At 56.4% G+C, this 20840-nt stretch carries 19 protein-coding genes; 7 read left to right on the top strand and 12 right to left on the bottom strand.

Features of this window, described 5'->3' with window-relative positions; genetic code table 11:
• Positions 1-35 precede the first annotated feature (35 nt).
• The gene (locus NQZ67_RS22165) at positions 36-1733 is read left to right on the top strand and encodes an acyltransferase (RefSeq protein WP_257450200.1); all 1698 of its coding nucleotides are present in this window, start codon (positions 36-38) and stop codon (positions 1731-1733) included.
• A 412-nt stretch (positions 1734-2145) separates the two neighbouring features.
• Here NQZ67_RS22165 and NQZ67_RS22170 read toward each other — a convergent pair whose 3' ends face one another.
• The gene (locus NQZ67_RS22170; protein WP_257450202.1) at positions 2146-3399 is read right to left on the bottom strand and encodes an NAD(P)/FAD-dependent oxidoreductase; all 1254 of its coding nucleotides are present in this window, start codon (positions 3397-3399) and stop codon (positions 2146-2148) included.
• A gap of 128 nt (positions 3400-3527) precedes the next feature.
• Positions 3528-5510: a sensor histidine kinase gene (locus tag NQZ67_RS22175; protein WP_257450204.1), complete on the bottom strand. Its 1983-nt coding sequence runs from the start codon at positions 5508-5510 to the stop codon at positions 3528-3530.
• Between the two features lie 189 nt (positions 5511-5699).
• Between NQZ67_RS22175 and NQZ67_RS22180 the strand changes: the two genes are divergently transcribed.
• Positions 5700-6185 (top strand): hypothetical protein, encoded by a 486-nt coding sequence (locus tag NQZ67_RS22180; protein ID WP_257450206.1) that lies wholly within the window; start codon positions 5700-5702, stop codon positions 6183-6185.
• A 116-nt stretch (positions 6186-6301) separates the two neighbouring features.
• Here the strand turns inward: NQZ67_RS22180 and NQZ67_RS22185 are convergent, their stop codons facing one another.
• Together NQZ67_RS22185 and NQZ67_RS22190 are read right to left on the bottom strand one after the other, a co-directional pair.
• Positions 6302-6976, bottom strand: coding sequence for a response regulator transcription factor (locus NQZ67_RS22185; protein ID WP_257450208.1), 675 nt, complete (start codon positions 6974-6976; stop codon positions 6302-6304).
• Between the two features lie 124 nt (positions 6977-7100).
• Positions 7101-7646, bottom strand: a complete 546-nt coding sequence (locus NQZ67_RS22190; protein WP_257450209.1) for a helix-turn-helix transcriptional regulator — start codon at positions 7644-7646, stop codon at positions 7101-7103.
• 112 nt (positions 7647-7758) lie between these two features.
• Here NQZ67_RS22190 and NQZ67_RS22195 point away from each other — a divergent pair, with 112 nt between their 5' ends.
• The 4 genes from NQZ67_RS22195 (at position 7759) to NQZ67_RS22210 (ending at position 10580) form a co-directional block, all read left to right on the top strand.
• Positions 7759-8883, top strand: a complete 1125-nt coding sequence (locus NQZ67_RS22195; protein WP_257450210.1) for a serine hydrolase domain-containing protein — start codon at positions 7759-7761, stop codon at positions 8881-8883.
• A gap of 153 nt (positions 8884-9036) precedes the next feature.
• Positions 9037-9513: a DUF2975 domain-containing protein gene (locus tag NQZ67_RS22200; RefSeq protein ID WP_257450211.1), complete on the top strand. Its 477-nt coding sequence runs from the start codon at positions 9037-9039 to the stop codon at positions 9511-9513.
• Positions 9514-9523: 10 nt separating this feature from the next.
• Positions 9524-9733, top strand: coding sequence for a helix-turn-helix domain-containing protein (locus tag NQZ67_RS22205; protein ID WP_257450213.1), 210 nt, complete (start codon positions 9524-9526; stop codon positions 9731-9733).
• A 67-nt stretch (positions 9734-9800) separates the two neighbouring features.
• Positions 9801-10580: a DUF817 domain-containing protein gene (locus NQZ67_RS22210; protein WP_257450360.1), complete on the top strand. Its 780-nt coding sequence runs from the start codon at positions 9801-9803 to the stop codon at positions 10578-10580.
• Here the strand turns inward: NQZ67_RS22210 and NQZ67_RS22215 are convergent.
• The 7 genes from NQZ67_RS22215 to NQZ67_RS22245 all read right to left on the bottom strand — a co-directional run bounded on the left by NQZ67_RS22215 (position 10577) and on the right by NQZ67_RS22245 (position 19336).
• Positions 10577-12508, bottom strand: a complete 1932-nt coding sequence (locus NQZ67_RS22215; protein WP_257450214.1) for a PAS domain S-box protein — start codon at positions 12506-12508, stop codon at positions 10577-10579. The genes NQZ67_RS22210 and NQZ67_RS22215 overlap by 4 nt on opposite strands.
• 143 nt (positions 12509-12651) lie before the next feature.
• Positions 12652-13638: a Gfo/Idh/MocA family protein gene (locus NQZ67_RS22220; protein WP_257450215.1), complete on the bottom strand. Its 987-nt coding sequence runs from the start codon at positions 13636-13638 to the stop codon at positions 12652-12654.
• Positions 13639-13888: 250 nt separating this feature from the next.
• On the bottom strand, positions 13889-14686 hold the full coding sequence (locus NQZ67_RS22225; RefSeq protein WP_257450216.1) for a PepSY domain-containing protein: 798 nt from the start codon (positions 14684-14686) through the stop codon (positions 13889-13891).
• Positions 14687-15203: 517 nt separating this feature from the next.
• Complete coding sequence (locus NQZ67_RS22230) at positions 15204-15878, bottom strand: PepSY domain-containing protein (protein ID WP_257450217.1); 675 nt, start codon at positions 15876-15878, stop codon at positions 15204-15206.
• Between the two features lie 67 nt (positions 15879-15945).
• On the bottom strand, positions 15946-17343 hold the full coding sequence (locus tag NQZ67_RS22235) for a sensor histidine kinase (protein WP_257450219.1): 1398 nt from the start codon (positions 17341-17343) through the stop codon (positions 15946-15948).
• Complete coding sequence (locus tag NQZ67_RS22240) at positions 17340-18044, bottom strand: response regulator transcription factor (protein ID WP_257450221.1); 705 nt, start codon at positions 18042-18044, stop codon at positions 17340-17342. The genes NQZ67_RS22235 and NQZ67_RS22240 overlap by 4 nt, the downstream gene beginning before the upstream one ends.
• 308 nt (positions 18045-18352) lie before the next feature.
• Positions 18353-19336, bottom strand: a complete 984-nt coding sequence (locus NQZ67_RS22245; protein ID WP_257450362.1) for an ABC transporter substrate-binding protein — start codon at positions 19334-19336, stop codon at positions 18353-18355.
• A 214-nt stretch (positions 19337-19550) separates the two neighbouring features.
• Between NQZ67_RS22245 and NQZ67_RS22250 the strand changes: the two genes are divergently transcribed.
• Complete coding sequence (locus NQZ67_RS22250; RefSeq protein WP_257450223.1) at positions 19551-20579, top strand: Leu/Phe/Val dehydrogenase; 1029 nt, start codon at positions 19551-19553, stop codon at positions 20577-20579.
• 17 nt (positions 20580-20596) lie between these two features.
• Here the strand turns inward: NQZ67_RS22250 and NQZ67_RS22255 are convergent, their stop codons facing one another.
• The gene (locus NQZ67_RS22255; protein WP_257450225.1) at positions 20597-20839 is read right to left on the bottom strand and encodes a hypothetical protein; all 243 of its coding nucleotides are present in this window, start codon (positions 20837-20839) and stop codon (positions 20597-20599) included.
• Between the last annotated feature and the right edge of the window lies 1 nt (position 20840).

Here is a 20840-nt window from a genome sequence, read left to right on the forward strand (position 1 = left end):
CTGAACATGAAATGTACATGGAGGTGGACGGACTTATGAATCACAGGGGAATCGATTACATGCCTTGGATCGCCAAATCCGAGGAGGAAAAGCAGGAGCAGCAGGCGCTGCAAGCCGCGCTGGAGGAGCGCCTCGGGTTCAAGTTCGGGAAGGACTGCTTCGTTTCTCCGGAAGCCGTGTTATTCCCGGATAAGCTGAGCATGGGGGATCGCAGCTATATCGCGGGAGGCGCCATCGTTCGCAATACGGAGCTTGTCATGGGCGCGGACTGCTCCATCAATGCGGGGGCGGTCGTGACCGGCAAGGTGAAGCTGGGCGATGCCGTGCGCATCGCGACTTATGCCAGCATGTACGGCTTCAATCACGGCTTCGCTTCGGTCGATGTGCCGATCTTCCGCCAGCCGCTTACCTTCGCGGGCATCGAGATCGGCGACGACGTCTGGATTGGCGCCCATGCCGTCATTCTGGACGGCGTAACGGTCGGCTCCCACTCCATCGTCGCCGCCGGAGCCGTCGTCACCAAGGACGTGCCTCCTTACAGCATTGTCGGCGGCAATCCGGCCAAGGTGATTCGAAGCAGACTGGAAGAGAAAACGAAGGAGTCCGCGCCAACCACTCCGCCGCTTGAGCGAATCCATGAGGCAGCAACCGGCAGGGAGGCTTCCCAGCTGGAAGACCGGCTGCGGAGCTTCGGCAGCGCGGCGCGCGATGAGCTGGAGCCTCTGCTGCGGTACTATTCCGAATCGGCGGATGACGGCGAGCCGTTCTTCCGGGACCGCCCCGGCAGCGCGCGAACGGTCCGCGCCTATTGCGATGCCGTGGAAATCGCCGCCATGTTCGGCACGCTTCCTCCCGGCTGGAGCCGAGAAGCGCTAGTCGCCAAGCTCCAAAGCTACCAGTCCGCCGAGACCGGGCTGCTGCCCGATCCTTGGCATCTGCCGGATGCGGACAAGGACGACCCTTGGCTGCTGACCGACTATTTCTCGCGCTATCACTTGCTTGCCGTCGGTTATGCGCTGGAGACGCTGAATGCGCAGCTTCTCCATCCCGTTCATGCGGTGGAGAAGCTGGAGACGAATGCGCTGTACCGCAAATTGGATGGCATGGCTTGGCATAACGACGCATGGAGCTGCGGCGACTGGATCGATGGTTATGCGACGGGGCTATATATAAATGCCAAGCATTTCGGCAGCGCCAAGCGGCCGGACGATCTGATGGGATGGCTGCATACCCGCGCGAACCGGTTCACCGGCTTGTGGGGACAGCCAACGGATAAGGAAGACTGGCTTCAGCCGGTCAATGGCTTCTACCGCTTGACCCGCGCTACCTTCGCGCAGTTCGGCTTGCCGCTGCCGTATCCGGAGCGTACCATCGACACGGTGCTTGCCCATAGCCGGAACGGCAAGTTTTTCCGAGAGGATAGGCTGAACGCCTGCAACGTGCTGGACGTGGCGCATCCGCTGTGGCTGTGCATGAAGCAAACGGATTATCGGCGCGAGGAAATCGTCGAGTGGGCTTCTCGCATGCTGGATGCCGCGCTTCGCGAGTGGGTGCCGCGGCGCGGATTCAGCTTCCGGCTGCAGGAGCGCGGCAGCGAAGGGCTGCAGGGCACGGAGATGTGGCTCAGCATCGTCTACCTGCTCGCGGACATTTGCGGCGCCGCTCCGGCGCTCGGCTATCGCCCGCAGGGCGTTCACCGGCCGGACCCGGCCTGGACCTGGTCCTTCTTGTAAGGCGTTGCCCACCGGCCGGACCTGGCCTGGGCCTGATCCCTCTTGTAAGACATTGTCCACCGGTACGCGGGACAACACGGAAAATGCTGCAGAGCTGCATCATTTTCGCTCATTTCGAGGCGCACGAGCATAAAATGATGCCTTTATGCAGGATTTTCGGCCGTTTTCTCCTCTCAGGCCAAGTATGGGTTCCAAATGATGTACGTTCGCAACATTTGGAGTCCAGCCTTCGGCTGTGACAGAAAAATGATGCTCTTTTGCATCATTTTTGTTCGAGATAAGGCCAATAAAAACGACCAAAGCCGTTCCCGCGCGGCAGCGCGCGGGAACGGCTTTTTACGGCAATAATGGTTAAGCCCCCATATTATAAATGCCCATAATAAATGACGTCGTTAACTGTTGCCGATGTGACCTAAGCCGGCTCCGCAGCTCCCGGGGCAGCGCCCTGCACGAGACGGCCGATCGCTTGCCCGAGGTCGTGCGGCCCAGCCGCCCGATTATAAGTGCCAAGGAACGCCGAAGTCGCCTCGGGACTGGACGCGATAAGACGGTTGACCATTCTCTGCTCCTCGGTGAAAGGGTTATTCTTCGTGAATTGGCAGGCCAGCTGGAAGTGGAACATCATCTTCTCTTCCATGCGCGCTTGATACACGCCCGCCATCTCGTTCCAGCTCGCATCCCAATCCGGATAGGCGCTCAGCACATCGGTTAGAATACGCGCGCCGTAAAGCGCGTCCTGCATGCCTTGGCCGACGGCGGGATCCTTGAACGTCAGCGCGTCCCCCACGAGCGCCCAGCCAGGCCCCATGCCTTGATGCCAGTCATTGTCATAACCGAGCAGGCCCTTGATCGGCATGGCAAGCTCGGCATCCCGCATCCGCTCGGCAAGCGGCGTACCCGCAAATCCGGTTTCCAGGAGGGTAAGCATCGCCTGCTCCGGCAATACTTTGAACCGCTCCATCCAGTCCTCGTCCTCCAGCGGGAACATGACGCCCACGACGTACAGGTTATCGCTGGTCGGGAATACGATCGCGATTTTGTCGTCCATCTTGTACAGCTCGGCATGAAGCTCGCCGTCCTGCTTGTAATTCGAGAAGTACCCGACATACGAAGCGAAATCGGTCGGCACCGCCTGCAGACATTCGCTGCCGGCCAAGCCGCGCACTCTCGAGTTCCGCCCGTCCGCCCCGACGACGAGCTTCGCCCGGAACTGCTCGCGCATGCCGTTTTTGCGAACCCCTTCTACTCCGACGACCTTGCCATCCTCTTCGATGAGCTCCGCAACGCGGAAGCCCTCGATTGCCGTCACTCGATCCTGCGCGGCCGCATGCTTGAACAAAATATCGTCAAGATGCGTTCGCCTGATGCACAAGCATTCCGTCTCCCCCATCACTTCGGGGAACCTGCCGTCGATAACGGCATCCTCGAACTGGACAACCGCCCGTTTGTACGTCGGCGTCCCCGTCGCCAGCAGCTCCTCTAAGACCCCCATCTCCCGCAGCATAGCCAGCGAATTGCCATAAAAATTATGCGTCGACAACGTATCGCTCGGGAAGGTGCTTTTGTCCAGAAGCAGCACCTCGTACCCCGCCTTCGCCATCTCGTATGCCAGCGTCGAACCGGCCACCCTCGCTCCTACCACGATCACATCATAATGTCTTTTCATCTACCGCAGCCTCCCGCATCAAGTTTCCATCGATCTCATTGTAAAAGAATGCCTGCGCGCCAAGTAGTTACACGCTGTCATGGAAATTGTCATGTGGTGCGGGAGGCGCAGGGTAAGCGCCTAAGGCGCTACCCTACCGGCAGCTCGATCGAAAGCTCGCAGCCGCAAGGCGAGCCGTCATCCGCGCTGGAGGAGCGGATCGACACCGTGCCGCCGAGCAGCTCGGCGCGCTCCTTCATGGCGCTGAGGCCGAAGCCCGGGGATGCCTCGCCGAAGGGCTCGCCGTCGCTGACTAGCCGGAACTTCAGAAGCTCTCCCTCCAGCTGCAGCGTGAAGCGGAACCGGCTGCATCGTCCATGACGGATGCCGTTCGTCAGCCCCTCCTGGAGCGCATGGTACAGCACCTGCTCCGACAGCTTCCCTAGCGCAAAGCCGTGCGGAATTCTAATATCCGCTTCGACGCGAATATCCATCGTGTCCTCGGTGTATTGGATAAGCTCCCGCAGCGACTCCTCCAGCGACAACGCGGGGGCTTCCTCCGTCTTGAGCAGCCGCACGGATTTGCGAATATCGTCCAATCCTTTGCGCACGAGGCCGCTCAGCATATCCAGCTTGCCTTCGGGGATGCCGCCGTCGCGCTCGGCCAGCGTCTTGGTCGCTTCCAGCTGCACGATGGCGGCCGTAAGCGTATGTCCGACGACGTCGTGGATTTCGTACGCGATCCGATTGCGCTCCTCCAGAACCGACAGCTCGGCCAGCGACTCCGCTTTCTCCCGCATCGTGATCGATAATACCCGGTTCGCCTGCTCCAGCTCCGCGGTGCGCATCTCCACCAGCTTCTCCAGGTCCCGGTGGAACTGCTCCAGCTCTTTATTTTTTACAAGCAGCTCCGCCGCGTTCCGCTCCGACTCCAGATGCACCCGCCGGACGCTGCTGACCATCACCATAATCATGCAAATCATGAACAGCAGCAGTCCATTCGACTGCAAGCCCGCTATAATTCTGAAAATGTATCGGCTTATCGGCAGCATCTCGTTCAGAGGCAACGGCAGCATCCAGAGCACAACAGCCGCAAGCGTGCATAGAGCAAGCGTCCAGAAGCCCCGAATGATCCACCTTCGTTCCTCTTCCCGCTCCCTCGTATTCCGCTGCTTAATCAGAACGTAGGAAATGGCGACCAGCCCAGCGCCAGCCAGCACAAGAACGACTTGCGTTGTCACCCGCGCATAGAGAATGGGATCCCATGCTCCCGCTGCCCCGACCACGACTACATATAGAGCCAGCACGTATTTAATCACGCGAATAATACGATTGCGGGCGACCTGCAGCGCCGCGCCGAAGAAGCCGACGAACGCATACAAGCCGATCGGGATGAGCATATCCCTCCAGTAATACAATTCCGTGATGGGGAGGAACCACTGCGGCACCCGGCAGGAAAGCAGCAAATTCAGCCCCAGACAGAAGGCGAGGATGCCGAACCAACCGTACATTTGCTGCCTTCGACGCACGAACAGGATCAGACCGACAATACTTGCCGTTAGGTAGAGGATTGCATATATAAACAATCCTACCTCCCCCTGAAGCATGGCGTACAGAAGCTGATCCGGCTCACCGGCAAGCACCATATCGCTGCCAACGAACGGCTGACCTGCCCATTCCGTCTTAATTCGCAGCTCCTTCCCTTCGTCCGACGGCTCGATAGGCACCGGATGCAGCGTCAGCCTTGGATTAATATACTTCCTCTTGCCATCCATGTTGAACGAGTAGAGCGGCTCGCCGCCTAACGTGACCTCGAACCGCTTCATGCCCGAGAAGAACAAATAGGGGCTGCGCCACCCGATGTCGGGCACCGTCTTCCGCAGCCATACCGTCCCTTCGTAGCCGATCAGCCTTTTTTTGTGCGCAAGGTCGAACGTCTCCCAGTCCGTTTCCTCCGGCTCGTCCTGCCCGTATGCAACTTGCCATTTCAGTATGTACACCGTAAACTCGGGACGCTCCTTCTCCGCGAAGCTCGGCCGCTCCACGAGCATCGGCGGCAGGAACAGCATAAAAACGGCCGAACAGATCAAAATCCACAGCAGCGTAGAAAGGCGTTTTTTCCTCGTGTCCATTATGATCAGAACCCCTCATCGTATTAATCCCGTCTTACGTTCTATCATAGCTCGACGCTGACCCGCGGAATACTGGCAATTTCGCGTTCGAGGCCCGAATGACAGAAACAATGACAACTTGTAACTGTCGGCGTCCTAGCCGGATCTTCTACAATAACCCTTATCCAAAAATGAAAGGATCGAAGATCGATGACCCGAACAAAGCTGGCGGCATTAGCCGCTCTCGCCCTTCTGCTCCTCGCAGGTTGCTCCGAAAAAGACGTCCCCACGTTTGACGTTGAAATGGAGGATGCGAACCAAGGCAGCGTCACGCTCGATACGGCGGGAGGAGAAACCGTCCTCTCCAGCGTTGCCGAAATCCCTCCCTCCTTCCCCGAAGACATCCCGCTTCCCGAAGGCGCTGTTATCACGGCCACTCTAGACCAGAAGGAGCAAGGCAATTCCATGGTGGCCTTCGACGCGGAGCAGCCCTTCGACGAGGCGATTGAGCTGTATCAAAATTACGCCTCGGAGGCGGGCTACGCGGAGGCCATTCCCGCAACGATCGACTCGCAAATGTTCTGGTACTCCGGCACGCGCGGGGAGGAGCAGCTCGTCATTACGCTCAACAAGGATCTGGAGCGCGATGGCTGGGTGTACGGGGCGGTTACGTACACGAGCGGCGCACCAGAGTGATTTTCACTCTTGCAGTTCCAATAGGATCTGCAAGCAGCCACAACCCCCCACAAACCAAAGAAGGCGGTACGGGATCAGCTCCTGTACCGCCTTCATTATTAACGCTGTCGCCCTCGCTACGAACCCGCATCCTCCAACAAAAGCCCCTGCATGATCGCCACCGCTTCCTTGCGGTCGCTCGTGCCGAGCTTGTTGTAGATGACGCTGATGTAGTTGCGGACCGTGCCGTCGCTCATGAACAGCGTGCTCGAGATTTGACGGTTGGAGTAGCCCTCGATCATGAGCAGCATGATCTTCCGCTCCCGCTCCGTGAAGGAGAAGCCTTGCCGGCCCAGCTTCGATTCGTCGAACGAATCCGCCCGGCCGCGATCCAGCACCGACAGTCTTGCCGCAAGCTTCGACGCGATCGCCGCGGGAAGAATAACCCCGCCGTCCATCGCCTCGCGGATCGTCTGCACGATTTGCCTCGACGGCATATCCTTGAGCAGGAAGCCGTCCGCTCCTCCGGCCATCGCGTCCACGATGAAGCGATCCTCCGCGAAGGTCGTCAGCATGAGCACGATCGTGTCCGGCACGTCCCGCTTGATGAGCCGCATCGCCTCGATGCCGTCCATGACGGGCATCTTGATATCCATCAGGATAACGTCCGGCCGCTGCTCCTTCGCCTGCTGCCAAGCCTCCTGTCCGTTCTCGCACACGCCTATAATCGCCAAGCCTTCCTCCGATTGAAGGATCGTTTGCAAGCCCTCCCGGAGAAGCCGCTGATCGTCCGCAATCATGATTCGTATCATCAAACAAGTCCACCCTTTTTCGCCGAATGTGAATGTACCTCCGATTCTATCACCAGCAGGGTGCCCCGTATAGAGGAATGCGCGCGTCGATGACAAGAATGACAAAAACAGTGACAGACCGGCATTACGCTTCCGGCAGCCTCTCCAGCGCCTCCAATTCCCTGGCGAACCATTCCCGCGCGAAGCGATGGGAACCGATGCCGTATTCCAGCGTCTTGCGCTGGTATCGGAAAATGTCGCGATACGGTTCCGGCACGTCCATATGCTCGAGCTCCCGATCAAGCGCCTCCAAGCCGCTTAGCGCGCTGTCCAGCTTCTCCGTTATTTCCTTCAAAATAGCCCGTTTCTCCTCGTAGCCTTCCACCAGTCCGAGGAAAAACATCTTGGACAGCGCCGTCACCTCGAGCTTGCTGTCCGGCGTCTCGCTTCGCATCCACTCCAGAAACGCTTCCTGCCCTGCGGGCAGCGCCGCGTACACCTTCTTGTGCCTGCCGTTCTCCACTTCCTCCGAATAGGCGACCCAGCCCTTCTCCAGCAGCTTCTTCAGCGCGGCTTGCAGGCTGCCGTAGCTGGCGCTGTAGAACAACGAAATTCCTCTCTTGAAGCTTTGATTCAGCTCATATACCGTCTGGCTCTGCATCATCAGCAAGCCCAAAACAACAAATTCCATCTTCCCGTTCTCTCCTCGCCTCTTGCGGAATACGATAAAACATATTACGATTAGTAATATATCTTATCGTAATATATAATTCCCATTAAATCAACCGCAGGGAGAGATACAAATGACTGTCACGCTAGTAAACCCGGATGCCCGCATGAAGCTGAACAACCGGCTGGACGCCCTATTCTTGAAGCAATCGCGGGCGAAGCGCGGAGGCGTCCCCCGCGGGCAAACGGCGGACCTTCAGGGCCGCGTGTTTTCCGCCAAGCTCGGCATCGACTACCGCTACTCGTCAACGGATACTCCGATGCCCTACCATATCGCCAGCATTGGCAAAATGTTCACCGCCGTCCTCATCGGCCAGCTAATCGAAAGCGGGCAGCTGCGGCTGCAAGACCGGGCTGCGAAATATGTTCCGGCCGGCACGATGAACGGACTGTTCGTTCACAAAGGGCGTGATTATGCGAACGAGGTGACGGTCGAGCAGCTGCTGGGCCATACATCGGGCGTCGCGGATTATTTTGGAGACAAGGTGTTGACAGGCGTTCCGCTCCAGAAGATGATTATTCAACAGCAAGACCGTCATTGGACGCCGCAAGAGCTGCTTGCGATCTCGCGGGAGCAGCAGCAGGCGGTCGCCCCGCCGGGCGCCGCATTCCATTATTCCGATACCGGCTATGTGCTGCTTGGCCTGCTGATCGAACACGTTACCGGCGGTACCTTCGAAAACCGCGTTCACGAAAGCATCCTGAACCCTCTCGGCATGAACGACACCTACATGCCCCATCGCACGAAGCCGGCTAACATGTTCTCACCTCCCATGGCCCCGGTCTGGCTGGGCGGCACCGAAATTAGCAGCTACGTCAGCCTCAGCTGCGACTGGTCCGGCGGCGGAATCGTGTCCACCACGGACGATTTGCTTCTCTTCAACCGCGCCTTAAGAGAAGGAAAGCTGCTGCAGCCTGCCACCCTGCAAGCCATGGATACCATCCGGCATCGTTTCCGCCCCGGCCTTCACTACGGTCTAGGCATGATGGAGGTCCGATTCGAGCAATTTTTCTTCCTGCTGAGAGGTCTCCCGCGTTATAGAGGACATATTGGCGTGCTGTCCACCCATCTGTTCTGGGAACCCGAGACGGATACGCATATCGCGCTGAACTTTGGATCGGACGGCGCCATGGTGCAAAGCTTCAAAGCATTGATCCAGATCGCAAGCGAAATAAAAAAAGCCGCAAGCAGCGGCTGAATGGACGAATAACGGGTCATCACGACAAATCCGCGGAAACGCGGATTTTTTTGTTGTTAACAATAATTAGTTTATTTAAAACAGATAAAACATATTGTAAAACAATAAACACTATGTTAGATTTAACTCACAAAACGAAGCGAGGTGTTTGGGATGAAACAAGGATCAACGCTTTTCCTCAAGGGAGTTGTTGTTCTGATCGGGCTGGCTGCGCTTGCGATGTGTATATTCGGGCTGCCCGGAATCGCTAATGAAATAGCCGAGGATTATTCGATGCTGGTGTATTTGCCCCTCTTGATCGTCGTCTACGCGGCAGCCATGCCTTTCTTCATTGCTCTATATCAGGCTTTGCTGCTGTTAGGCTATATCGATAAGAACAGAGCGTTTTCTTGGAAATCCGTAAAGGCTCTGAGAGTAATAAAATTTTGCGCAATGGCGATCAGTCTCTTGATCGCGGCAGGCATGCCGTCCTTGATGATCATGGCGCAGAAAGACGATGCGCCGGGCCTCGCGGGGCTTGGAATGGTCATTATTTTCGCTTCCGTCGTCATCGCTTTTTTCGCCGCCGTTCTAGAGAAGCTGCTGCGGAATGCCATCGCGATCAAATCCGAAAACGACTTAACGATCTGAGGTGAACGACATGGCCATTATTATTAACGTTGACGTCATGCTGGCCAAGAGGAAGATGAGCGTGACGGAGCTTGCCGACAGGATCGGCATTACGATAGCGAATCTGTCCATCTTAAAGAACGGGAAGGCCAAAGCCGTCCGGCTATCCACGCTGGAGGCGATTTGCAAAGCGCTGGATTGCCAGCCCGGGGATATTCTGGAGTTCAGGAACGATGAATAAGTTAAGGACAGGGCACATGAAATCGAATGCCGGCAGGCTCGAAAGAAAGGAGGCGGCCCCGATGAGAATGAAACCGGTCATGCAGCTTCTGCACTTCGGCTATCAACAAGCGATGAGCTGTATCTTTCCCGTGGCGATCTTCGGCACGTTATTCCTCTCCAGCCAAATCGATTGGCCTTTCATTCACCGTTACGATGCCATCCTTCTTATTCTGCTCGGCGTGCAGGTTCTCATGTACCGCAGCGGACTCGAGACGCTCGACGAGATCAAAGTCATCTGCGTCTTCCACGTCATCGGTTTGCTCCTGGAAATCTATAAGGTCAAGATGGGGTCGTGGTCGTATCCGGAGCCCGGCTATACGAAGCTGCTTGGGGTGCCGCTCTATAGCGGATTCATGTATGCGAGCGTGGCAAGCTTCATGTGCCAGGCGTGGCGCAGACTGAAGATGGATATGACCGGATGGCCGGGGCTGGCCGCCTCGGGCTTGCTTGGGGGAGCGATCTACCTCAACTTCTTCACGCACCACTTCATTCCCGACTTCCGCTGGTGGCTGACGGCGCTGGTGCTCCTCGTTTTCTGGAAAACATGGATCATCTACCGCGTTCGGGACGCGACGTACCGCATGCCGCTGACTCTCGCCTTCCTCCTTGTCGGGTTCTTCATCTGGCTGGCCGAAAATATCGCGACGTACTTCAATGCCTGGAAGTATCCGGATCAGCATGAGACATGGCAAATCGTCGGCTTCAGCAAAATCAGCTCCTGGTTCCTGCTCGTCATCATCAGCGTCATTATTGTGGCTCAGCTCAAGCATGTGAAGGCAGGACGCGAACAGAAAAAGAAGGATTAGGTTCGCCCTAATCCTTCCAAAATGGCCGATATTGCATCGATGCTGATCGGCTTGCTGACGTAAGCATCCATGCCCTCGGCTAAATATTTTTCGCAGTCGCCTTTCATGGCATGCGCCGTTACCGCCACAATACACGGCTTTTTCTTGTCCGCCAACGTTTCATGAATTCGCTTGGTCGCCTCCAAACCATCCATCCCGGGCATTTGAATATCCATAAAGATGATATCGTAGGGATAGCGCTTAACCGCCTCCACGGCTTCTTGTCCATTTTGAACCAGAGTCGTTTTGTGACCGAGCTTCTCTATCATTTTCTTCAGCACCACTTGATTCACTTCATTGTCTTCGGCTATTAAAATTTTCAGGGATGGTTCCGTTGAGTTCTCGAAGCTGCCGTCCAGCTCAGGCCAGCTATCACAGGACTCCGAATCGCTAGATTGAACTCGGAAGCTCGCCGTGAACAAGAAGGTTGACCCGGTCTGATCCTCGGGTGCTTCATGCCAGATTTGCCCGTCCATTAATTCAACCAGCTTCTTACAGATCGCCAGGCCTAAGCCCGTCCCCTCCGTTTTCCTCGTCATAAAGTGATCGACTTGATAGAAAGGCTCAAATAATTGACTGACCTGATCCTTCGGCACGCCGATGCCCGTATCCCGAATCGCGAATTGAAGCCGTACCGTATTCATCTCTTGCGACACGGTTTCCACAACAATCGAGATGGCTCCGTTAGGCGTAAATTTAATAGCGTTGCTTAATAAATTCAGCAGTACTTGCCTTAGCTTCGTCACGTCGCCTTGAACCAAGTTCGGAACCTTAGGATCGACCGACGTCGTGATCTCCAGGTTTTTCTCAAGAGCCTTGGACATGACCAGATAAAGCGTCTCCGACAAGACGGCTCTCACATTCAATGGTTCTTCCATCAATTCAGTCTTGCCGGATTCGATTTTGGAGAAGTCCAGAATGTCGTTAATAATCGCGAGCAGCGTATCGCCGCTCTTCTTAATAATTTGCACGTATTCCATCTGCTCTTCATCCAATTTCGTCTCCAAGAGCACATCCGTCATGCCGATAACCCCGTTCATCGGCGTACGGATTTCATGACTCATCATCGCTAGAAAGTCGCTTTTGGCTTTATTCGTTTTTTCGGCGGCTTCCTTCTCGATGATCAGCTTCTTCTGTTCCGTCATGTCTTTCGCTATGATGTAGAAGCCCATCGTCTGGTTCTGGATAATGATCGGAGCCAGGGTGACCAACACCTCGACGGAATGGCCGTCCTTGTGCCGGATGAACGATATGTCCTTCTCCACTCTTTCGATATCAGCATGATGGTTTAGAGCCAATAGCAAGCGGGCCGCGTTTTTGTCGCCGATTAATTTGGATATCTGGCTGCCGATTAACTCTTCGATGAGATAGCCGGTCATCTGCTGCGCCATGCTATTGCCGTTAATCATAACGCCGTCCAGGCCAAAAGAAATAATGGCATCGTGATTATATTTCTTAAGCGACGTATACCGTTCGATGCTTTCCTGCAGCTTCATCTCCGCCAGCTTGTTCTTCGTTACGTCGATGAACTGGCAAATATAGTACAAGGGCTTGCCGTCATTCTCGTCTCGAACTAAGGAGACATGTACGGAGGTCCACACGATATCGCCGTCTTTGTTCAGGTATCGATTCTCTGATTCAAAGGAAGGAATGACGCCCTCCCATAATTCCGTCAGTAAACCGCTGGCGTTGCCGCCATCATCGGGATGTCGAATGTCTTCTATGGTAAAATGCATAAATTCTTCTTCCGTATAGCCGAAAATCCTGCAAACCGCCGGGTTCACATGGATCCACTTTCGATCCAGAGAGATCAAAGCGATCCCAATCGGAGCGTTGGTATAGATATGTCCGAATAAAGCTTGGGGGTCTATTGTTTCTAAGTTCTGCATCGGCGCATTCCTCCTTTTGCATTCCTGCGATAGCTACTCCTATAGTAACATATTATGAGAGCTTGTCCGTCAGGTTTAATAGAAGTCGATAATCAATCTAGCAAAAAAAAGAAGCAGCCGGATCGGCTGCCCTCCTGTCTTGCTTATTCGGTTGGATAGCTCAGACCCCACTGGCGGCGGATCCGGTCCATCGTGTCCATAATGCCGACCGTCTCGTCCAGCGGGATCACGTCGTTCTCCAGCTTGCCGGAACGCAGGCAAGCCATGGCCGCCTCCGCCTCGAATTTGTAGCCGGCGAATTGGCGATCATCTTGGATGTGCACGGCATCCTCTCCGTACACGTGAAGACTCGCTTCCTTCGCGAACAGGAAATTCGGGATACGGATGTACCCTTTGGTTCCGTACACGTAAGCGTCGTTCTGCAGGTTAAGCCGAATCGCTCCGCCCAACGCGGCCGTGCGGCCGCCCTCGTACTCGAACAGCAGCGAGAATCGCTCGTCGACGCCCGTCTCCCCGATATGCGCACTGCTCATGATGTTTTTCGGCTGTGCGCCGTATATCATGGATGCGAACGATACGGGATAAATGCCGGCATCCAGCAGCGCGCCGCCTCCCTGCGCTTTGTTCAGCAGACGTCCCTCCGGGTTCCAGCCGGCATCGAAGCCGAAGTCCGCCTTGACCAGCTGCACGTCTCCGATGAGTCCTTGCGCGAGCCATTCGCGCGTCTGCACGAGCGGCGGGAGGAACCGGCTCCACATCGCTTCCATGACGAACAGCTTCTTCTCGCGGGCCACCCGGGCGATCTCTTCAGCTTCCCCCGCGTTGATCGTAAACGGCTTTTCGCAAATGACCGACTTCCCTGCTTCCAGGCAAGCGAGCACCTGCTCCTTGTGCAGCGGGTGGATCGTGCCGACATACACAATTTCCACGTCTGCGTCATTCAAGAACTCCTCATAGCTTCCATAGGCGCGTGCGAAACCGTATTGTTCGGCGAACCGGTTCGCCTTCTCCTGCGATCTTGCGGCAACCGCCGTCAGCTCGGCGCCCTCCGCCAGCTTCAGATCCTTCGCGAACGAACCCGAAATGCCGCCGCAGCCCATTATGCCCCATTTGATTGTTCTTTGGTCCATGCTCGTCTCTGCTCCTCTCTTCTCTAGCAAACTCTTTCTTTTAATGATTCTACCATTATATGAAAGCTAATGGAAAAGCCCGCTCAAAGGGAGACGAGTTTTCCCGCAGGCTTTCCGCTCTATGCCGAAAGTTAGTAACATACATCCGCCATCTTCGGTACGCTGCCAAGCGCACAAAAAAACGATCAGACCTCCCGAATTCGGGGCCCGATCGTTATCCTGTTTAACTATTTATGCTGTTTAGTTCTTCTTAATCATCATAACCGTCATCATTATCGTCATCTTTGTCGTCATCATCGTTGTCATCGTCATCATCATCCGACCAATCATCATTCCAATCATCATCGTCGTCATCGTAATCCGTGTCCGATTCTACGATTTGGCCGGTTACCGCGTCCACCTCGACTTCGGCTCTGCCTCCGTCCAGCCTGAGCTTCACCTCATAAACCAGCCGCCCGTCGTCGCGGTCTTTCTTCACTTTGACCACGGTGCCTCCCACATGCTCCGCGGCCAGCTTTCCTGCCGCTTCGGCGGTAATTGTTTTGCCGTTAGCCGGGTTGGACGCAGGCACGCTGGACGTCTTGCTGCCGGGTTCGCTGCTCGGCTTCGCTGTAGGAGACGGCGCGGCGCTTGCAGCTGGAGCCGTGCTGCCGGGAGCCGCGCTAGCGTTAGGCGCTGGGCTCGAGGCAGGCGACGGACTTGCGATAGCGCCTGGCCCATCGTCATCCCGGTCATCCCGATCGTCGATGCGGGAGGAGAGCGTCGCTCCGCTGTACGCATCGATGTACACGTCGTAATCATCACGCTCTGCCGTCTCGATCTCTACCTCGTAGTAAACTCCTCGGCTGTTCCTCTCCAGCTCGACGCCCTCGACGCGGCCGGATACGACCTTAAGCGCCGCTTCCCGCGCTTTCTCTGCGCCAATCAACGTTCCTTGCTTCGTGCCGCTCGCGGCGGAGATCTGCTTGACGGCGCTCGCACCCATCACCCCGCCGATCAGCAACGCGACGGACAATCCGCCTACCCATGCGATTCTTTTCATCATCATCTTCATTTCCCTCCTCTATTTCCTTGCCTGCTATCACTATATCCCCCTTGCATGAGAGGAAACGGAGAGCCGCATTAGAAAACGATGAGAAAAGAAAAAGAGCCTTCTCAGAAAAAGAGGCCGCCGAAAAAAAGAAAAAGGCACAGCTCTCCAATGAGGAAGCTGTACCGTGTCGTTTATATAGATGGCGATGGCGAATGATTCGGCTGTGGCAGGCGAGAACGGTGGATGGCAAACGGAACGGAGAAGGGTAAACGGAACTGTAAAACCTTATTTCGGCTATATGAGCATTTTTTCAGCGCTAACGGAACTAGGCGCCTTTATTGGCCCGTTTCAGTGGTCATTCTGACCCAATTGATTGGAATAAGGGCGCTCAGTTCCGCTATTTCCAAAAAAGCCACATTTTTCACTGAATAAAGTCTCTCAGTTCCTTAAGCCCCCATCCTCCACCGGCAAAATGAAAAAGCTCGCACTTGGGCAGCCTTCTCAGCAAAATTCTGTTCGGCAGCCGCAATCCCTAGTCGTCGTCATCCGAATCGTCCTCGGACGAATTCCCATCATCGTCATCATCCCATGACACCGACATGACGGCACCGGATATCGCGTTCACCTGCACGACCGCTTCCCGCCCGTCATTGGTTTCGATCTCCACGAGATAATCGCCGCCCTCCCCGCGCTCGACATTGTCCACGGTGCCTTGCACATGGCTAGAGGCCAGCTTTCCCGCCTCTTCCGCTGATAGAAGCGACGGCTTCTGAGTAGCGGCAGGCGAAGGCGCCGGACTGGAAGGATTGGCGGTTCCCTCATTGCCGCTGCCCCCGCCGGCCGATGGAACCGGGGTCGCGGATGGAGTAAGGGACGGCTCCGGTGAAGCTTCCCCGCTAGTAGGCTGCGGCGTTTCCGGGACATCCCCCACGGCGGACAGTCGTTCGACCGATGCAATCGAACCGCTCTCCGAATCAACGGCCAGGGCGTATAACCCCTGCTCCGTGCGCAGCTCGATTCGGTACGCCTCTCCATCCAGCATGGCGGAAGTGATTTCGCCGGGATAGTGCTCCAGCACGGACTGCATCGCTTCCTCCTTCGATACGACCGTGCCGTTATCACGTCCTTGCCAAGTCCATAGCGCCGCGGCCACCGCGCCGGCTGTCATGACGGCGACGAAGACGGCAGCTTTTTTGGTAATGCCCACCTCCGCGTCCCTCCTTTCTCAATACCTCCAGTGTAGCCGGTGAAGATGAGAATACGATGAGAGCCATTTACTTCATCTCCTTGACGGCGGGCAACCGAATGATGGCCTTGGTGCCGATTCCCGGCTCGCTTTCCAGCGAGATGTTCGCGCCGATCGCCTCCGCGATTTCCTTCGCGAGAGACAACCCGAGTCCCGCTCCGCCTGCTTTGCGACCCCTTGCTTCATCGACCCGGTAGAAGCGGTCGAATACCTTCGGCAGCTCGTCCGCCGGGATCCCGATCCCCCGATCCTGGGTAGTAATGACGCATTCATCGCCGCGGCGCGAAACCGCAACCGTTATCTCTTGAGCGCTGTATTTTCTGGCATTGTCCATAAAAATAAACAATACCTGTCGCAGCTTATTACCGTCCGTCAGCGCCATCACAGGCTCTTGCGGAATGTGAACCTGCACTTCACGCCCATATGCTCTCCTAATTGCCTTGGCCGACTCCTCGGCTATAACGGACAGATCGGTTTCCTCCAATTCCGCGTCCCACTGCTCTTCCTGCTTGGCGAGCAGCAGCAGCTGCTCCGTCAGCTCCTTCATACGGACCGCCTCGGAGTATATCGCCTGCACCGACTCGCCGATCAGCTCGGGTTTTTCGTTGCCCCGCCTCATGATGAGCTTTGCGTAGCTCTCGATAACGGTAAGCGGCGTCTTCAGCTCATGCGACGCGTCGGACACGAATCGTTTCTGCTTCTCGAAATTCCGCTCCAGAAGCTCGATCATTTCGTTGAACGTCTCCCCCATCTCGAACAGCTCATCCTTCGACCGTCCCTCTTGCTCGAGCTTCCGGAACCGGCCGCTTCGCCGAATTTCGCTCATCGTGTCGGTCATCGCCGTGATGGGATGCATGATAAGCTTTGCCAGCACCCTGCTGGAGATGACAACGGGCACAAGCGCGATGATCGTAACCAGGATCAGCACAAGGCGGAGCACGGAGAGCTGGCTGAGCGTCGGCTCCAGGCTTTCCGTCAGCTGTACGTTAACGACCGCCCCGTCCGGCCAAATAATCGGCACGGAGGCATGCGCGTAGCTTCGGCCTTCGATGCGCAGACGTTTAATGGCCGCGTCTGAGGAGAACTCGGCAGCGCTTCGGCTCAGCTCCTGCTCCGACGATGAAGTGACCGCGGCTATGCTCTCCCCGCTTGCCGGGCTTTCTTCCTCCACCTTGCCTACGATGCGAGCCATTCCGTCCAGCGGAACGTAAGCTCGCAGCAAATCGGCTGCCGGAATAGCACCGGCGGACTGCCGGATCCGTTCGGCGACCTGGACCGCTTGGGCCTCCGTCTGCTCCAGCTGGCTGTTCACCGACATCCGGCTGAACAAACCGTAGATCGATAAATTCATAAGGATCAGCAGCAGCGCAAATAAGACGGATGAATAAAAATGGATTTTGCTCGCCAGCTTTAGCTTCAGCTTCATGCGTTATCCTTCAGCACGTAGCCGACTCCGCGCACCGTATGGATCAGCTCTTGCCCGAAGCCGTGATCCACCTTTTTGCGGACGTACCGGATATAGACATCGACGACGTTCGTGTCCCCGTAATAGTCATACCCCCACACCGCCTGCAAAATCTGATCGCGGTTCAGCACTTGACGCTTGTTGCGAAGCAAATAAACGAGCAGATCGAACTCCCTAGGCGTCAGCTCGATCGAAGCGCCTGAGCGGGATACCTCCCGCGTGCTTTCGTTCAGCTTCAAATCGGCCGCCGTAAGCCAGGCCTCCTTCTCCGCCGAGGCCTCCGCCGTTCCTCCCGCCGGACGCAGACGAAGCGCCGCGCGGATCCGAGCCAGCAGCTCTTCAATCTGGAACGGCTTCGTGATATAGTCGTTCGCTCCTTGATCGAGGCCCGCCACCTTGTCTTCTACGGAGCCTTTGGCGGTCAACAGAATCACGGGCGTATCCGCGTCGGATTGTCGTATGCGCCGTAGCAGCTCGAAGCCGCTCATCCCCGGCAGCATGACGTCCAGCAGCACCAAATGCCAATCGCCCGCGCGGAACTTCTCGAGCGCCTCGACGCCGTTGCCCGCTTTCCCGACCCGATAGCCCTCGCATTCCAGCTCGATTTCCAGCAATCTTGCGATTTTTTCTTCGTCTTCCACGATGAGAATCGACGCGCTCATGGTTCCCCATCCGCTCCTTCCCTTTGCAGCTATCGTACCATATTTCCTCGGGGGCATCGCAAGGAAGCGTGCAAGGGCAAAGCTTCAGCGATTGTCCTTTCTCGAACCTCTATCGCCTCCAAAGCCGCGCCTCCCACACATTTAAGCACCTCTCGCACCTCTATTTCCTCCGAAACCGCACCTCCCACACATTTAAACGCCTCTCGCACCTCTATTTCCTCCGGAACTGCACTTCCACCATATGAAAAAACGGCGGCCCTCCCGAATTCGATCGGGATGCGGCCGCCGCTTCCAATTGTTTATTCGATTTACTTCACGATGCTTGCCAGCACGTCGTCGATCATCTGGGAGTTTGCAATTGGACCGGTGTACAGCCAGCTTTTTTCCCGGCCGAACTCATAGACTTGACCGTTCTTCACGGCTGGAATGCTTCCCCATACCGGATCTTTAAGCGCTTCGGATCCAGCATCTACATCGCTGTTGATCAAGAAAATATGGTCGGCGTCCAGCTGAGCAAGTTCCTCAAGCGAAATCGCGTTCCAGTTCGCCTCGGAAGCCGCCGAGATTTTCTTCACAGTTTCGGGAACGGCCAAACCAAGATCCCTGTACAAGACCGCGCCGCTCGATACCGAATCGCTGACGATGAAGAACGAACCTCCAACGAGCCAGATCGCGGCCGCGGATTCTCCGTTTACTTTACTTTGCAGCGTTGTCTTCGCTTCGGCCGCTTTGGTCTCGTAGTCGTCCAAAATGCCCTGCGCCTGCTCGGTTTTACCCAGCACTTCGCCGATTTTCAGAAGAGCTTTGCGCCAATCGTTGTTCACTTCGTCGCCAAGCACGAATGTCGGCGCGATTTGCGAATATTGATTGTATTTGTCGCCTTCAACCGAGCTGGCACTGCCGATAATAAGAAGATCCGGTCCGAAGCTAAGCACCGCTTCGTATGGAAGATCGTAAGCGATCGTTGGCGTGTCGCCCAGCTTGTCCTGCAAATAAGCCTGCGTGCCGTTCGTAACCGACCATTGCGCAGCCGGGATAACGTCCAGCGCCACCAGGTAATCTTCCAGATAGGAAGCGATGATGCGTTTCGGCTCGGCCGGAATCGTCACTTCGTGTCCCAGGCCATCCGTGAGCTTCCGTTCCGTCGGCTCTTCGGACGGTGCCGGAGTGGCGCTCTCTGTTGCAGGCGACTCCGATGCCGCGCCTTGATTCTCCGATTGATTGCCGTTGTTATTTGCGCCGCAAGCGGCTAGAAGCATGGCCAGAAGCATCATGCTGATTAATCCGGACATTCTGATTTTGTTGCGTTTCGCGTTCAATGTGAACTCCCCTTAGTTTGCGTGTCTCGATAGGCGTGGTTCGCTTTGTCCGAGCCACTCAATGATAACAATTCTCATTTACATTGTCAACCAAGTAAATTAGAGTTGCCATCTCCGTCTAAGCCAAGTCTCGCTTTCATGAATATGCTGAATTAGATTCGCATATCGGCTTCAAGGGGGCCCCGGCATGGACATTTGGAAGGAGCATTATGAACAACTTATCTTCCTGCAGGACCGCGCCATCGGGTTCAAGGCCGTCATCGCGGTTCATCACACGAAGCTCGGCCCCGCGCTCGGCGGCTGCCGGATGATGCATTACGCAAGCGAAGAGGAAGCCGTCCAGGACGCGCTTCGGCTTGCCCGCGGCATGACGTACAAGTCGGCGCTCGCCGGCATTCCGTACGGGGGAGGCAAAGCCGTCATGCTGGAGCAGCCTGGAGCGGCGGTCCATCGGGAGGTACTGTTCCGCACGCTCGGGAGGCAGCTTCAGAAGCTGAACGGGTTATATATTACGGGGCTTGATCTAGGCTCCACGGTTCAGGATATGGATTTCGTGCGCCATGAGACCACTTACGTGACGGATACGACAGGCTCGCTCGGAGCGGAGGGCGAGCTGACGGCGACGATGACGGCATACGGCGTATTCCTCGGCATTCAGGCCTCGCTGAAACGAGCATATGGTTCGGAGTCGCCGAAGAATCGGGTTGTTGCCGTGCAAGGACTGGGAAAGGTCGGCTATAAGCTATGCCGCTACTTGAACGAGGCGGGCGCCAAGCTAATTGTGTCCGACATCGACGCGGACCGCGTACGCCGAGCCGCCGCGGAGTTTGCGGCCGTTCCGTGCGCGCCGGACGCGATCCACTCTGCTCCTTGCGACGTCTTCGCGCCGTGCGCGCTGGGAGGCATTCTGAACGAGCATTCGATCCCGATGCTCGATTGCGCCATCGTGGCGGGAGCGGCCAACAACCAGCTGGCGTCGCCCGAGGATGGCGAACGGCTTCACCGCCGGGGCATCCTCTTCGCGCCGGACTATGCCATCAACGCCGGAGGCATCATCGTAACGGCTGCCGAGCTCGAAGGCGCCGACGCCGCTAAGGCGAAGCGCGACACGGAGCGTATCTACGGCAGCCTGGAGCGCGTCTTCGCCGAAGCAGACTCGATTGGCCTGTCGACCGCCGCGGCCGCCGACAAAATAACGGAAGAGCTGCTTGGTTAGCAGCTCTTCCGTTATTTCTAGGATCCTCTTCTTTGTGACCAAAGCCATGCAATCGCCATACATACAGCAAATACGATCGCGGAAGCAAACGCATAGGAGCCGAGGCTCCAGCTGCCCCATGACGCCGTAACCACACCCGTGACCGATCCGTCAGCATGAACGGTCTGTTCCGATGAGGCGGGCGCATGGTTGATCAGCCGCATCAGGATGGCCGGCGTTACGGCTGCAACCGCAAGAGAGGACAATATTCGCTTGAGCATC

This window comes from Paenibacillus soyae, from assembly GCF_024623455.1.
Lineage (GTDB): Bacteria > Bacillota > Bacilli > Paenibacillales > Paenibacillaceae > Pristimantibacillus > Pristimantibacillus soyae.

Coding starts and splice junctions, on each gene's coding strand:
- NQZ67_RS22205 (WP_257450213.1), top strand. CDS start 9,524: ATGGCCATTATTATTAACGTTGACGTCATGCTGGCCAAGAGGAAGATG.
- NQZ67_RS22165 (WP_257450200.1), top strand. CDS start 36: ATGAATCACAGGGGAATCGATTACATGCCTTGGATCGCCAAATCCGAG.
- NQZ67_RS22240 (WP_257450221.1), bottom strand. CDS start 18,044: ATGAGCGCGTCGATTCTCATCGTGGAAGACGAAGAAAAAATCGCAAGA.
- NQZ67_RS22185 (WP_257450208.1), bottom strand. CDS start 6,976: ATGATACGAATCATGATTGCGGACGATCAGCGGCTTCTCCGGGAGGGC.
- NQZ67_RS22225 (WP_257450216.1), bottom strand. CDS start 14,686: ATGATGATGAAAAGAATCGCATGGGTAGGCGGATTGTCCGTCGCGTTG.
- NQZ67_RS22250 (WP_257450223.1), top strand. CDS start 19,551: ATGGACATTTGGAAGGAGCATTATGAACAACTTATCTTCCTGCAGGAC.
- NQZ67_RS22175 (WP_257450204.1), bottom strand. CDS start 5,510: ATGGACACGAGGAAAAAACGCCTTTCTACGCTGCTGTGGATTTTGATC.
- NQZ67_RS22245 (WP_257450362.1), bottom strand. CDS start 19,336: ATGTCCGGATTAATCAGCATGATGCTTCTGGCCATGCTTCTAGCCGCT.
- NQZ67_RS22210 (WP_257450360.1), top strand. CDS start 9,801: ATGAAACCGGTCATGCAGCTTCTGCACTTCGGCTATCAACAAGCGATG.
- NQZ67_RS22200 (WP_257450211.1), top strand. CDS start 9,037: ATGAAACAAGGATCAACGCTTTTCCTCAAGGGAGTTGTTGTTCTGATC.
- NQZ67_RS22220 (WP_257450215.1), bottom strand. CDS start 13,638: ATGGACCAAAGAACAATCAAATGGGGCATAATGGGCTGCGGCGGCATT.
- NQZ67_RS22170 (WP_257450202.1), bottom strand. CDS start 3,399: ATGAAAAGACATTATGATGTGATCGTGGTAGGAGCGAGGGTGGCCGGT.
- NQZ67_RS22195 (WP_257450210.1), top strand. CDS start 7,759: ATGACTGTCACGCTAGTAAACCCGGATGCCCGCATGAAGCTGAACAAC.
- NQZ67_RS22190 (WP_257450209.1), bottom strand. CDS start 7,646: ATGGAATTTGTTGTTTTGGGCTTGCTGATGATGCAGAGCCAGACGGTA.
- NQZ67_RS22180 (WP_257450206.1), top strand. CDS start 5,700: ATGACCCGAACAAAGCTGGCGGCATTAGCCGCTCTCGCCCTTCTGCTC.
- NQZ67_RS22215 (WP_257450214.1), bottom strand. CDS start 12,508: ATGCAGAACTTAGAAACAATAGACCCCCAAGCTTTATTCGGACATATC.
- NQZ67_RS22235 (WP_257450219.1), bottom strand. CDS start 17,343: ATGAAGCTGAAGCTAAAGCTGGCGAGCAAAATCCATTTTTATTCATCC.
- NQZ67_RS22255 (WP_257450225.1), bottom strand. CDS start 20,839: ATGCTCAAGCGAATATTGTCCTCTCTTGCGGTTGCAGCCGTAACGCCG.